Consider the following 13,204-nt stretch of genomic DNA (forward strand, 5'->3'; position numbering starts at 1 on the left):
ATTCTGAACCCGGCAGTGCTGATGACCTCGGCCGGGCTCAAAACAGCCGGACCCGGCACCGCAGACCTGCGGTGCCGGGTCCGGTCACATCCCGCCGTCGTTCTCCTCCGAGTCCCGGGCCGCCTTGGCGGCCTTCACCACCACGGCCTCCAGCTCATCTGTGCTGAGCAGCTCCTTGTGGAGGTGCTTGGTGCGGTAGCCGGCGCGGCCCACCATGTGGGCCGAGACCGGCACGGTGAGCAGCTGGAAGATCCAGGCCACGAGCAGAACCGGCCACACCCACCAGGTGCGCAACTGCAGCCCCACCGCCGCCAGCAGCAGGAACAGTCCGAGCACCTGGGGCTTGGTGGCGGCGTGCATGCGGCTCATCAGGTCCGGGAAGCGCAGCAGGCCGATGGCGGCGGCGAGGGACATCAGAGCGCCCACCACCATGAAGACGGCCGACACAGCATCGATCAGGGTATCCACGGCGTTCGGTTCAGGGCTCATTGGGCTGCTCCCGCCTGTCGGCCACGAAGCGTGCCACCGTCACTGAGCCGATGAATCCGATAACGGACACGGCCACCACCAGCATCAGGTTGTTCAGGTGCCGGTTCACTGCCATGTCGATGCACAGCGCGGCCCCGAGGATGGCAAGCAGCACGTCGGCCGCGAGGACCCGGTCCAGCAGGGACGGCCCGCGGGCGATGCGGATGATCGCACCCGCGGCGGCGAGGGCCAGCGCAACAGCCGTGACGGTGAGGACCAGCTCCATCATGCGCCAACCTCCTGCTTCAGGGCGGCAAGCTCTTCCTTCGTTCCCATGATCCGGATGAGCCCCGCCTCGGTGTCCCGGACTTCCTTACGCAGTTTGAGGACGTCTTCCCCGTTCCGCACGTTGAGCCCGTGGATGTAGAGCGTGGAGGTGGACCTGTCCACCTCCACAACCAGTGACCCCGGGATCAGGGAGATCACGTGGCCGGTTGCCGTCACCATCAGGTCCGAATGGCTGCGCAGCGGAACGGCCACGACGGCGTTGGTCACCTTGGGCCCCTGGGCCACCGCCAGGTAGAACACCTGGCAGCTGGCAGCCACCACCCTGCCGAGGAACACCACCGCGAACGGTACGGCCTTCAGCACGTTGAAGCGGCCGCTCAGCTCCACCGGCGGCAGGTAGAACAGGCGCGCCACCGCAACCGCCAGCAGGGCGCCTAAGAGCAGGTTGCCGGGACTGAAGTCCTGCCAGAGCGCTCCCCAGACGATGACCAGCCAGACCAGCAGCGGCAGTTCCTGCCGCAGGGACACCCTTTGCCGGCTCACTTTCCGCCTCCGCTCAGCGCCAGGGCCGGGACGGACGCGCCGTCACCGAGCACCGCCTGGATGTAGGCGGACCTGTCCAGCATGGCCGCGGCGGACTGGTCCGCCACCTGGAAGAGGGGTCCGGCGAACACGGTGAGCGCGACACCCAGGACCACCAGGCCCAGCGTGGACCCGACCATGGTCCGGGGCAGGAGGCGCACCGCCGTCGTGCCGCTTTCCGGGGCGGGGACCGCCAGGAGTACCGGGTCGGGGTGCTCCGCGTCCTCGGCCTTGCGCCAGAAGGCACGGTTCCACACCCGGGCGACGGCCAGGAGGGTCAGGAGGCTTGTCAGCACGCCGCCGATCACCAGGGCGTACGCCAGCGGGGTTCCCAGCCCGATGCCGGCCTGGATCAGGCCGAGCTTGCCCAGGAAGCCCGAGAACGGCGGGATGCCGGCCAAATTCATGGCGGGAACAAAGAACAGCAGCGCCAGCAGCGGCGACAGCTTAGCCAGCCCGGCGAGCCGGTCCACCGAGGAGCTGCCGCCGCGGCGCTCAATCAGCCCGGTGACCAGGAAGAGGCTGGTCTGGATGGTGATGTGGTGTGCCACGTAGAACACGGCAGCCGCGAGGCCGGCCACGGAGGACATCGCCAGGCCGAACACCATGTAGCCGATGTGGCTGACCAGGGTGAAGGACAGCAGACGCTTGATGTCGCTTTGGGCGAGGGCACCCAGGATGCCGACGACCATGGTCAGCAGCGCCACCACCATCAGCGGCGTGTTGAGGCTGTCGCCGGGGAACAGCAGGGTTTCCGTGCGGACCATGGCGTAGACGCCCACTTTGGTCAGCAGGCCGGCGAACACGGCCGTGACCGGGGCCGGGGCGGTGGGGTACGAGTCCGGAAGCCAGAAGGACAAGGGGAAAACGGCGGCCTTGATGCCGAAGGCCACCAGCAGCATGACGTGCAGGAGGGTCCTGGTTCCCTGGTCCAGTTCCGACAGCTTGATGGCCAGGTCCGCCATGTTGATGGTGCCGGTCGCGCCGTAGACCATCGCGATGGCGATCAGGAACAGCACCGACGACACCACCGAGACCACCACGTAGGTGACGCCCGCACGGATGCGCGGACCTGTGCCGCCAAGGGTCATCAGCACATAGCTTGCCGTCAGCAGGATCTCGAAGCCGACGTAGAGGTTGAACAGGTCCCCGGAGAGGAACGCGTTGGAGACCCCGGCCACGAGGATCAGGTAGGTCGGGTGGAAGATCGACACGGGGGCGTCCTGGTCGCCGTCGGCCATGCCCTGGCCGGTGGCATACACGAGGACGGCGAGGCTCACCGCGGAGGACACCACGAGCATCAGCGATGAGAACTGGTCCACCACCAGGACGATCCCCCACGGCGGCACCCAGCCGCCGATGTTCACCGCCGCGGTGCCCCCGTTCCAGACGGATGCCAGGAGCAGGCACTCCAGCAGCAGGGTGAGCGAGAGCAGACTGATGCTGACGGCGCGCTGGGCGCGGGAGTGCCGGATCAGCACGAACGTCAGCGCCGCTCCCAGGATGGGAAGTACGACGGCGAGCGGGGCCAGGCTTGCGAGGTTCACTTCGCCCCTCCATCCGTGTCTGTGTCTGTGTCCGCGCCGGTGACGTTGGCGGATCCCGGCTTTTCTTCCAGCGCCGCGTGCTCTGCCAGAAGGGTCCGGCCGCCCGCTTCGACAGTCGCCGTCGGCTCTGCCGCGGCGGAACCGTCCGGTCCGCGCATGGGCAACGGGAACTCTGAGGTTTCCACGGGGATGACGGCGTCGTCCTCCGCGTCGAAGCTGGGGGTTTCGGCCACGCGGCGGTCCTCGATGTCGTCCTGGATGTCGTCCTGGCGGGCAAGCACCCAGGTCCGGTAGATGATGCCCAGCATGAACGCGGTCACCGCGAAGGAAATGACGATGGACGTCAGGATCAGTGCTTGCGGCAAGGGGTCGTTGTAGGATGCGGGGTCCGTGTCCTTGCTGAAGAAGGGTGCCAGCCCGGCGTAGCCGCCGGTGGCGAGGATCAGCAGGTTGGTGGCGTTGGCCAGCAGCATCAGCCCCAGCAGCACACGGGTGAGGCTGCGTTCCAGGATCAGGTAGATGCCGCAGGCGTAGAGCGCACCCATGACGGTGAGCAGCGTCAGATTAACGGTCATGGGGTGCCGCCTCGGGTTGATCCGGCCGGGATACCCGAGGGCACCGGTTCGCTGCCCTCGTCGCCGTCCGGTCCGTCCTGCTGCAGGGGGCGCTCTTCAAAGTGCTCGTCGATTTCGGCGCCAAGGCTGCGGAGCACGTCCAGCACCAGGCCGACGACGACAATGTAGACACCGGTGTCGAAGATGGTGGAGGTGACGAACTTGATGTCGCCAAAGACCGGCAGCCAGAACTCGATGATGGCGCTCTGGAACACCTGGCCGCCCAGCAAAACGGGCGCGGCGCCGGACAGCGAGGCCGTGGCAAGGCCGATCCCGAGCAGGGTGCCGGCGCTGATGGGGGTGGCTTCCCGCAGTTCGAAGCGGCCGCCCGCAAGGTAGCGCAGGGTGAGGGCCAGCCCGGCCATGAGGCCACCGGCGAAGCCGCCGCCGGGGAGATTGTGGCCGGCGAGCAGCAGGTAGAGCGAGAAGATGATCATCGAGTGGAAGACCAGCCGGGTGACCACTTCGAAGATGATGGAGCGGCGCTCCGGTGCCAGGGTGCGCCCGGCAACGAGCCACGGGTCCCGGGTGGCCGCGGCAAACTTGCGGGTCAGCGCCAGCGCGGCGCCATCCCTCGACGATTTGTCCACGCCGTGGCGGCGGCCCACCGTGCCTTCGGCCACGGCGGACGCCGTGCGCAGCCGGTCCCCGCGGCCCCGGACGAAGATGAGGCTTGCCACGCCGGTCGCGGCCAGCGCCAGCACGGAGATCTCACCGAAGGTGTCCCACGCACGGATGTCCACTAGGGTGACGTTGACGACGTTGAGCCCGCCGCCGCCCTCGTATGCCAGCTTGGGGAACTCGAGGGAGACGGGCGTGGCGATGCGGGCGCCCATGGCGTGGATCGCGGCGAAGATCATGGTGGCGCCGAAGGACAGGCCGATGATCACGCGGACCACCCGGTACTTGCCCCTGGTGCGGTCCCGCAGCTCTGCCGGGAGGCTGCGCATGGCCAGTACGAACGCCACCAGGATGATGGTCTCCACGAGCATCTGCGTCAGGGCCAGGTCGGGGGCGCCCTGCAGCGCGAACATCAGCGCGATGCCGTAGCCGGTGACGGACACCATGAGCACGGCAAGGAAGCGCTTGTTGGCCCGGACGGCGGCGAGTGCCCCGATCACGATCCCGGCTCCCGCCACCAGCTGCAGGGGCGAGTTGGGGTCGACGAAATAGAGCCCTTCGGGAAGAGGCTTGTTCGCGGCGATCAGGGCGGACAGGGGCAGCACGAAGGCGACGCTGAGGATCACGGCCAGGTAGAAATACAGCGAACCACGCTGCGTGCGTCCGGTGATCCACACGGCGGCGTCATCCAGCGCGCCGATGGTCAGCTGGTAGCCGCGGTCGGCGTCGAACCAGGGCGGAACGGCGCTCTGGATCCTGTCCACCACCGCCCGTCCGTAGAACATGGCCGCACCGGCGGCGAAGGTGATGGCGGTCAGGCCCAGGGCCGGGGTCAGCCCGTGCCACAGCGCGAGGTGCCCTGCGGCACCTTCAGCAGTAGCGGCGTCGTGCGTTCCCTCGGTAAACAGGGCCGCGTAGGGCTGGATCCAGGCATCCACGGGAGCCGGCCACAGGCCGTAAGCGATGGTGAGGACGCTCAGGACGGCAGGAGCCGCCAGGAAGGAGGGCCGGATGGCCTTGAACGGGGTGCGCTCGACGCCCGGTTTCACGGCGAACGCGCCCCACATGAAGCGCGCGCTGTAGGCAAAGGTCAGCACGGAGCCGAGCACCACGCCTGCCAAAGCCACTGCGCCCCAGGGGCCGTAGCCGGGTGCGGCGGCGAAGTGCACGAGCGCCTCGAGCACCGACTCCTTCGCCACGAAGCCGCCCAGCAGCGGGATGCCGGCCATGGAGGCGGCGCCGACGCCGGCCACGATGCCGAGGGCCAGGGCGGAACGGAAAACGCCCGAAAGCTTGCGGATGTCGCGTGTGCCGGACTGGTGGTCGATGATGCCCACCACGAGGAAGAGTGTGGCCTTGAACAGCCCGTGTGCCAGCAGCATGGCGAGCACGGCGAGCGCGGCGTCGGGCTTGCCGAGCCCCACCACCATGGTGATGAAGCCCAACTGGCTCACGGTGCCGTAGGCCAGGATGAGCTTGATGTCCGTCTGGCGCAGTGCCCGGTAGCCGCCCACCAGCATCGTGGCGAGCCCGAGCCCAAGGACCATCGGCAGCCAGTAGGCGGTGTCCGTGAAGCCCGGCGCGAGGCGCGCCACGATGTACACGCCCGCCTTCACCATCGCGGCGGCGTGCAGGTACGCGCTCACGGGTGTTGGTGCGGCCATGGCGCCCGGGAGCCAGAAGTGGAAGGGGACCAGCGCGGATTTGGTGACCGCGCCGATCAGGATGAGGACGACGGCGGCGCCCACGGCTCCCGCCGCCGGTCCGGAGACCAGCCCGGGTGCCTGTTCCAGGATGGCCGAGATCCGGTAGGTGCCGGCGCTGGCGCCGAGCATGATCAGGCCGACGAGCATGGCCAGGCCGCCGGCGGTGGTGACCATGAGGGCCTGCAGCGCGGAGCGGCGGGCAGCAAGCCGTGTCCGTGCGTAGCCGATCAGGAGGTAGGACAGGACCGTGGTGAGTTCCCAGAAGATGAACATCATCAGCAGGTCATCCGCGGTGACCAGCCCGAACATCGCTCCGGCGAATGCCAGCAGCTGCGCGCCGAACCCGCCGAGGTAGCTGTCCTTGTCCTTGAAGTAGCGTGCGCAGTAGACCAGCACCAGGGCGCCCACCCCCAGGACCAGCAAGGACATGACCCATGCCAGGGCGTCCATGCGGAAGGCGAATTCGATGCCGAGACTTGGAATCCACGGGACGGTTTCGGCGAGTGCTCCCGTGCCGTAGACGGCGGCGTGCTGGAACAGGAGCCAGATGAATGAACCGGCAGGCACCGCGGCCAGCGCATAGAACGAGTTGCGGCCGAACTTCCGGAAGACGAACGGCGCCACAGCGGCCACCGCGAAGTGCACGGCAAGGACTGTGATCACTGGTATCTCCGCAAAGTCAGAATTCGGTTGTCAAAAGTTGGAGCAGGCGGTCATTCGTTGGGTTCGGTCCCGACAGTTTATCAAGGGGGCACTGACAGTTTTCCCCGCACTGGCGGGGCGCAGGGCGAGTTTCGCCAGTCTGCGGGAGAGTTTCCGTTGCCTGTTCGCCACGGGCGGATAGCATCGGCCTATGAACTCCGCAGCCGCATCCGAGGCAACGCAGCCGTCGTCGGAACTTGAAGGAGGCCCCCGGGCGTCCAGCAAGGGCCGTGTTCTGGCCTGGGCGGCGTGGGACTGGGGGTCCGCGGCGTTCAACGCGGTCATGACGACGTTCGTCTTCACCGTCTATCTGACCTCCCAGGCGTTCGGCGGCGAAGACCGGGCATCGGCGGTGCTTGGCGGAGCACTGGCCATTGCCGGGGCGGCCATCGCGCTGCTCGCCCCGGTCACCGGCCAGCGGTCCGACACCGGAGGCCGCCGCAAACTCTGGCTGGGAGTGAACACGGCCGCCGTCGCGGTCCTGACGGCACTGTGCTTCTTCGTGTTTCCCCGTCCCGAGTTCCTCCTGCTCGGGGTGTCCCTGATCGCCCTGGCTAACGTGTTCTTCGAGTTTGCGGGCGTCAACTACAACGCCATGCTGGCGCAGATTTCCACGCCCCGGAACATCGGCAAGGTCAGCGGGTTCGGCTGGGGCATGGGCTACCTCGGCGGCATCGTGGCCCTGCTCATCGTGCTCCAGCTCTTCGTGCAGCCGCGCTTCGAGTGGTTCGGCGCCTCCACCCAGGACAGCCTCAACATCCGGCTGGTGGCGGTGTTCTCCGCCCTGTGGTTCTTCATCTTCGCGCTGCCGGTGATGTTCGCGGTCCCTGAGCTGCCCAAGCCGAAACGCGCAGCGAGCCTCGGATTCCTGGCGTCGTACGGGCTGCTGGCGCGCAGGATCAAGGCGATCTACCGGACCAGCCCGCACACCATCTTCTTCCTGCTGGCCAGCGCCATCTTCCGGGACGGACTGGCGGCGGTCTTCACCTTCGGCGGAATCATCGCGGCCGGAACCTTCGGCTTCGCTCTGCCGCAGGTCATCTTCTTCGCCATCTTCGGCAACATCGTGGCGGCCGTGGGCGCGATCATCGGCGGCTTCCTGGACGACAGGGTGGGGCCAAAGGCCGTGATCATCAGCTCCCTCACCGGACTCCTGGTCGCCGGGACGGTGATCCTGGTGCTGGGTAACGACAACCACACGTTCTTCGGCGTGCCGTGGCCGGGTTCCACGACGTTCTGGGTTTTCGGCCTGTTCCTTTGCCTGTTCGTCGGCCCCGCGCAGTCCTCCTCGCGCGCCTATCTCGCCCGGCTGGCCCCTCAGGGCGAATCCGGCGAGCTGTTCGGCCTGTACGCGACCACCGGCCGCGCCGTCAGCTTCCTCGCACCCGCCCTGTTCACCCTGTGCATCACCGTTGCCACTCCCCTGGTGGCCCAAGGGGAAGCACAGCGCTGGGGCATCCTCGGCATCATGGTGGTGCTGCTGGCCGGGCTACTGGTCCTCCTGCCCGTGAAGGCCCCGAGCGAAGCCGAAATCGCGGTCGTCCCGCAGTCCTAGCCCGACCCTGGGCGCGAACGCACATTTAAGCCCCGCCTGTCCAGCGCGAACGCACATTTAAGCCCCGCAGCAGGGGGGCCCGGTTTCAGCCGAAATCGCAGGTTCGCGGACTAGGCTGATGTTATGTACATGGAAGAGACAGACCTCCCGGGCCTGGGCAGGCGCAAGGACTTCATGACCGCTTCCGGCCGGCGGATCGGGGTGGTGGAACTGCGCGAGGGCCAGACCGAGCTGTTCGTTTCCACCTGGGATGACCCGGACACGTGCCAGGCCTCGATTCCGCTGACCGGCGAGGAAGCGGCATGTCTGGGGAATCTGCTGGGAGGCCAGCACCTTGCCATGACGCTGACCGAGGCCCACCGGGAGGTTCCCGGCATCGCCACCCGGCAATTCTCCATTGCCGCGGACTCCCCGTTCCAGAACCAGCCCATGGGCAAAGCCCGCATCCGCACGCGGTGCGGCGTTTCGATTGTGGCGATCATGCGTGAAGGCGAGGTGGTTCCTTCGCCTGGCCCCGACGTCCTCCTTCACCCCGGCGACCTGCTGGTCGCCGTCGGCACGCAAGAAGGCCTGGACGCTGCGGCCGACATCCTGCGCAACGGCTGATCCCCATGGACCGCGTGGCCCTGTCGCTCATCGAACTGGGGGCAGTCGTGTTCTGCCTCGGCCTGTTGGCGAGGCTCGCGGGGCGGATCGGGATGTCCCCCATTCCGCTGTATCTGGTAGGCGGCCTGTGCTTCGGTGCAGGCGGCGTGGTGGAACTGAGCGGCATGAAGGAGTTTTCCCACCTCTCGGGTGAGATCGGCGTCATCCTCCTCTTGCTTATGCTCGGTCTGGAATATACGGCGACAGAACTCGTTACCGGCCTGCGAAGATCATGGAAGGCCGGCATCCTCGACTTCGTCCTGAACTTTGTTCCCGGCGCTGCCCTGGCCGCCCTCCTCGGGTGGGGAGTCGCGGGCGCCATGGTTATGGGCGGCGTCACGTATATATCGTCGTCGGGTATCGCGGCCAAGGTCATCACAGACCTTGGCCGCATCGGTAACCGCGAGACACCAGTGGTCCTCTCCATCCTGGTCTTCGAGGACCTTGCCATGGCGATCTATCTGCCGATCCTCACCGCCACGCTTGCCGGAGTCAGCTTCCTGGGCGGCATGCAGACCGTGGGCGTCTCGCTGGCTGTCGTCACCGTGGTGCTGCTGGTTGCCCTCCGGCACGGGCACCACGTCTCCAAAGCCGTGCACAGCGAAAATTCGGAGGTTTTCCTGCTGAACCTGCTGGGCGCCGCCCTGCTGGTTTCGGGCCTGGCGGCGGCGCTGCAGGTGTCCGCCGCGGTGGGCGCCTTTATGCTCGGCATCGCGATCTCCGGCGCCACGGCCCACAGTGCCACGCGGATCCTTGAGCCGCTGCGGGATCTGTTTGCCGCCATCTTCTTCGTGGCATTCGGGCTCAACACGGATCCCACCTCCATCCCGCCGGTGCTGGCCTGGGCGCTGGTCCTCGCGGTGCTCACCGCTGCCACCAAGATCATCACCGGAGCCTGGGCCGCCAAACGTGCAGGCATTGCGCGTCCGGGACGCTTCCGCGCAGGAGCTGCGCTCATAGCCCGGGGCGAGTTCTCCATTGTCATCGCCGGCCTCGCCGTAACATCCGGAGCGGTCGAGGCCGAGCTGGCCGCCCTGGCCACGGCATACGTTCTGATCATGGCGGTCCTGGGGCCGCTGGCCGCCCGCTACATCGAGCCGCTCGTCAAGAAGTTCTCCCGCCCGGCGCGGCCGGAGCCAGTGCCGGCCTGACCCCGTTCGTGGCGGCCCGGCCGGCCCCAATCCGGCGGCCCGGGGCCGTTCCAGCCGGCCCGAGGCCCAGCCGGCGTGGCGGCCCGGCCGGCCCCAATCCGGCGACCGCGCTAAATGTCGGTCCGGTGGAAGTTCAGGTGGCTGCGGCTCGCGGTGGGTCCGCGCTGGCCCTGGTAGCGGTTGCCGTACTCGCCGGAGCCGTAGGGGAACTCCGCGGCGGAGGTCAACCGGAAGAAGCAGAGCTGGCCGATCTTCATGCCCGGCCAGAGCTTGATGGGCAGCGTGGCCATGTTGGACAGCTCCAGCGTGACGTGCCCGGAGAAGCCGGGATCAATGAAGCCGGCCGTGGAGTGCGTCAGCAGGCCGAGGCGCCCGAGCGAGGACTTGCCCTCGAGTCGCGCGGCGATGTCGTCCGGCAGCGTGACCGTTTCGTAGGTGGAGCCGAGCACGAATTCGCCGGGGTGCAGGATGAACGGCTCGCCCTCTTCCACCTCCACCAGCCGGGTAAGCTCGGGCTGCTCCTCGGCAGGGTCGATGTGGGCGTATTTGTGGTTGTCGAACAGCCGGAAATAGCGGTCAATCCGGACATCCACCGAGGACGGCTGGACCATCGCGGCTTCGTACGGATCGAGGACGATCCGTTCGGAATCAATTTCGGCACGAATGTCGCGGTCAGAGATCAGCACACCGTCAAAAATACCATTGCCGGTCCCCTGCCCTGCCGCTAGTGTTGCGTGGACAATCAGGCCGACGGTCTCACGTCACACGGTCAGAAATAGAGCTGGGGATATTTTGAACAGGATTGCGGCCAAGGCCGCTGTTGCACTCGCCTGCGCCCTGGCGCTGGCGACGCCCGCGGCCAGCGGCCTGCCAACCGTGGCACCCGCCGGCAGATCCGCTGCCGCCATGCCGGGCACCACTGCCCCTGCACCGGAAGCCCCGGTGCGAAAAGCGGCTTCCGGTTCCGGTGCAGCAGCTGCCCTTCCGGCCGGCACCCCAACAGCAACGGGGACAGCAGCGGGGACAGCGGCGGCCGCAGGGGCAGCGATACAGTCACCAGCGGCACCCGCCGCTCCAATCCACACCACGCAACCCGCTCCCGCCCGGCCTCCGGCCCAGACCACCCGCCCCGCAGCGCCCGAGGGCCCGCCCGAACCAGCTTCGATCCCGCCGCTCTCGGCCCCTGCCGAGGCGTTCGCCGCACCGCCATACACGGCCCGCACAGAGCCGGGCAGCGCCGCCAAGGGCCTGCTGACAACGCAGGCGCTGGTGCCGGACAGCAATGCCGCCCAGGTGGCCGCCGTCTTCAACGCCATCAACACCTACCGGGCGTCTCTGGGCCTGCCAGCCGTGAAGTACCACGCGACGGTTGCCGGCATGGCGCAGGAATGGTCGGACAGCATCGCCTCCCGCGAGGTCATTGAACACCGGGCGAATTTCTGGACAGATGCGCGCGCCATGAGTCCAAACAACGGCGCCGGCGAGGTCATTGCCGTCCGCTGGGACCGCGACGCCGCGCAACTCGTCGAATGGTGGAAGAATTCGCCGGCCCACAACGCCATCCTTACCGCCCCCCCGGTTCAACGTCGTCGGCATTGGCATCACGTTCACCGACGGGAACTGGCAAACCACCCCGAGCCGCTACACCATGTGGGGCGTGGTGAATTTCTTCGGCTACTCGGCGCTGCCCGCCGGCACCACGGCCGCGCCGGGTGGCAGCACCTCGGTTCCCGTGCAGCCGACAGATGTGTGCGAGCCCCTGGTCAAGCACATGCCGCCCACGCTGGACCTGGCCACGGCGGCCATCAAGGGTGCCGGGGACATCGTGTCGGTCGACGCAGCGGGGCAGCTCATCAACCGGCCCGCACTGGGCGCCGGACAGTTCGGGCCGCCCGGCACCATCGGCTCCGGCTTCGCGGCCGCGCGGCAGGTTCTTGTTACCGACTGGGACCGGGACGGTGTTTTCGACGTCCTGGCGCAATGGTCCGATGGCCGCCTGACCCTGTATCCAGGGCAACTGGCGGGCGGGTTCCTGCCGCCGGTCACGCTGGGGCAGTCCGGCTGGGCGGGCATGACGCTGGCTGTCGGCGGATGGTGCTCCACCAATAGGCTTCCCGAACTGCTGGCCCTCGACTCCGACTCAAACCTCTGGCTCTATCCCAACCGGGGCGCCGGCGACCTCGTCCAGCGGACCCTCATCGCTTCCGGCGTCGCCGCCACGCGGCTCGCCATGGTGGATTACGACGGCGACGGTTTCCAGGACCTGCTGGCCCGCCAGGGCGACGGCAACGTTCTGCTGTACCGGGGTTCCGGAGGGCCGTCGCCCAAAGCCGAAACCCGGACACTCGTCGCCAGCGGGTGGGGTGACGTGACAGCCGTCCGCGCACTGCGCGGCGTCACCGGCACCTACTCCGTCGGCCTGGTCCTGCAGCGCACCGGCACCGCCGGGCAGACCAGCCCCGTGCAGTACTGGAGTCTCGACGCCGGAGTCCTGTCACCGCCGTCGTCCGTCCCCGGGACGTGGGCGGGCCAGCGGCTGGCCCAGTGAAGTCTCAGTCCGCCGTCGTCCGCTCTTCGATGACGGCGGGCAGCTTGGCAAGCTGTCCCACGGCCGCACGGAGCTGGCGCCGGTATGCCGGACGGAGGAAGCTCCAGAAACCGAGTGTCGGCGCCTCAAGTGCGAACCGCACCCGGGTTCCGGCGCTCTCGGTGCTGAGGTAAAAGCCGCCGCGCAGGAGGGACGGACCGGCCACGACCTGGAACTGTATTTCGGCGCCGGGCCGCGCCTGGGTGATCTCGTAATCGCGCGCCACTGGCCGGTCCCGGGGACCGTCCATGGTGACCTGGTACCTGGCTCCCACGCTGCCGGCGCTACCCGAGCTGAGCCCTATGCTCCGGACGTCGGCCTGCCAAATGGGCAGATTCGCGCCGTCCAGGAGGAATGAGTAGACCGTCATGGCGTCGCGCGCAACGAGAACCTCGTGTTCTGCACCTGCCATGGGGATCCTTTTCCGACGTCGGGCCTTACGTTGCGTAGCCCGTTCCCCTTACTGCAGCTAACGAGATTCAGGATAGTCACCCGCACCGGCCCGCGGCCGCGCAACGCCCGGGCCTTTACCGAACAGTTACGGGAGGGCTTTCGTCCGTGTTGCGACGCGCGCGGACCCGTGATCCAGATGGCCGGAGTCGCCGCACAACTGCGCTAAGCTAGGTTCTGCCCCGGGCAGTTTCCGGTGCGACTGCGGCTGTAGCTCAATGGTAGAGCGCTAGCTTCCCAAGCTTGATACGCGGGTTCGATTCCCGTCAGCCGCTCCAAACCACCTCC

General features: G+C 67.8%; 13 protein-coding genes, 1 tRNA gene and 1 pseudogene. 6 read left to right on the top strand and 9 right to left on the bottom strand.

The window, feature by feature from the left end; all coding sequences use genetic code 11:
• Positions 1-84: 84 nt before the first annotated feature.
• Genes mnhG through ARGLB_RS13250 form a run of 6 tightly spaced genes read right to left on the bottom strand, consistent with a single transcriptional unit; the run spans position 85 to position 6,489 of the window.
• Positions 85-489, bottom strand: a complete 405-nt coding sequence (gene mnhG / locus ARGLB_RS13225) for a monovalent cation/H(+) antiporter subunit G (protein WP_003803260.1) — start codon at positions 487-489, stop codon at positions 85-87.
• Positions 479-757, bottom strand: a complete 279-nt coding sequence (locus ARGLB_RS13230) for an MrpF/PhaF family protein (protein ID WP_003803261.1) — start codon at positions 755-757, stop codon at positions 479-481. The genes mnhG and ARGLB_RS13230 overlap by 11 nt, the downstream gene beginning before the upstream one ends.
• On the bottom strand, positions 754-1,299 hold the full coding sequence (locus ARGLB_RS13235) for a Na+/H+ antiporter subunit E (RefSeq protein WP_003803264.1): 546 nt from the start codon (positions 1,297-1,299) through the stop codon (positions 754-756). Before ARGLB_RS13235 ends, ARGLB_RS13230 begins: the two co-directional genes overlap by 4 nt.
• Positions 1,296-2,885, bottom strand: a complete 1,590-nt coding sequence (locus ARGLB_RS13240; RefSeq protein ID WP_003803267.1) for a Na+/H+ antiporter subunit D — start codon at positions 2,883-2,885, stop codon at positions 1,296-1,298. The genes ARGLB_RS13235 and ARGLB_RS13240 overlap by 4 nt, the downstream gene beginning before the upstream one ends.
• Positions 2,882-3,460 carry a Na(+)/H(+) antiporter subunit C gene (locus ARGLB_RS13245; protein WP_003803268.1) on the bottom strand — a complete coding sequence of 193 codons (579 nt, stop codon included), beginning with the start codon at positions 3,458-3,460 and terminating at the stop codon, positions 2,882-2,884. Before ARGLB_RS13245 ends, ARGLB_RS13240 begins: the two co-directional genes overlap by 4 nt.
• Positions 3,457-6,489 (bottom strand): Na+/H+ antiporter subunit A, encoded by a 3,033-nt coding sequence (locus ARGLB_RS13250; RefSeq protein ID WP_003803269.1) that lies wholly within the window; start codon positions 6,487-6,489, stop codon positions 3,457-3,459. The genes ARGLB_RS13245 and ARGLB_RS13250 overlap by 4 nt, the downstream gene beginning before the upstream one ends.
• Positions 6,490-6,679: 190 nt before the next feature.
• On the opposite strand from ARGLB_RS13250, the gene ARGLB_RS13255 reads away from it, so the two are divergent.
• The 3 genes from ARGLB_RS13255 (at position 6,680) to ARGLB_RS13265 (ending at position 9,879) form a co-directional block, all read left to right on the top strand.
• Positions 6,680-8,083 (top strand): MFS transporter, encoded by a 1,404-nt coding sequence (locus tag ARGLB_RS13255; RefSeq protein WP_003803271.1) that lies wholly within the window; start codon positions 6,680-6,682, stop codon positions 8,081-8,083.
• A 123-nt stretch (positions 8,084-8,206) separates the two neighbouring features.
• Positions 8,207-8,689, top strand: coding sequence for a cation:proton antiporter regulatory subunit (locus tag ARGLB_RS13260; RefSeq protein ID WP_003803273.1), 483 nt, complete (start codon positions 8,207-8,209; stop codon positions 8,687-8,689).
• 5 nt (positions 8,690-8,694) lie between these two features.
• The gene (locus ARGLB_RS13265; protein ID WP_003803275.1) at positions 8,695-9,879 is read left to right on the top strand and encodes a cation:proton antiporter; all 1,185 of its coding nucleotides are present in this window, start codon (positions 8,695-8,697) and stop codon (positions 9,877-9,879) included.
• A 110-nt stretch (positions 9,880-9,989) separates the two neighbouring features.
• On the opposite strand, the gene dcd is transcribed toward ARGLB_RS13265, so the two are convergent.
• Positions 9,990-10,565 carry a dCTP deaminase gene (gene dcd, locus ARGLB_RS13270; RefSeq protein WP_003803277.1) on the bottom strand — a complete coding sequence of 192 codons (576 nt, stop codon included), beginning with the start codon at positions 10,563-10,565 and terminating at the stop codon, positions 9,990-9,992.
• A 75-nt stretch (positions 10,566-10,640) separates the two neighbouring features.
• On the bottom strand, positions 10,641-11,195 hold the full coding sequence (locus ARGLB_RS24105; protein ID WP_003803279.1) for a hypothetical protein: 555 nt from the start codon (positions 11,193-11,195) through the stop codon (positions 10,641-10,643).
• 34 nt (positions 11,196-11,229) lie between these two features.
• Between ARGLB_RS24105 and ARGLB_RS24110 the strand changes: the two are divergent.
• Positions 11,230-11,394, top strand: a pseudogene (locus ARGLB_RS24110) (CAP domain-containing protein); the annotation flags it as partial.
• A 142-nt stretch (positions 11,395-11,536) separates the two neighbouring features.
• Entirely contained in the window at positions 11,537-12,427 is an 891-nt protein-coding gene (locus ARGLB_RS24115) for an FG-GAP repeat domain-containing protein (RefSeq protein ID WP_245531532.1), read from the top strand.
• A gap of 4 nt (positions 12,428-12,431) precedes the next feature.
• Here the strand turns inward: ARGLB_RS24115 and ARGLB_RS13280 are convergent, their stop codons facing one another.
• Positions 12,432-12,878, bottom strand: a complete 447-nt coding sequence (locus tag ARGLB_RS13280) for an SRPBCC family protein (protein ID WP_003803283.1) — start codon at positions 12,876-12,878, stop codon at positions 12,432-12,434.
• A 242-nt stretch (positions 12,879-13,120) separates the two neighbouring features.
• Here ARGLB_RS13280 and ARGLB_RS13285 point away from each other — a divergent pair.
• Positions 13,121-13,194, top strand: a tRNA-Gly gene (locus ARGLB_RS13285).
• Positions 13,195-13,204: the final 10 nt, after the last annotated feature.

The sequence above is a fragment of the Arthrobacter globiformis NBRC 12137 genome (genome assembly GCF_000238915.1).
GTDB classification, from domain to species: Bacteria; Actinomycetota; Actinomycetes; order Actinomycetales; family Micrococcaceae; genus Arthrobacter; species Arthrobacter globiformis.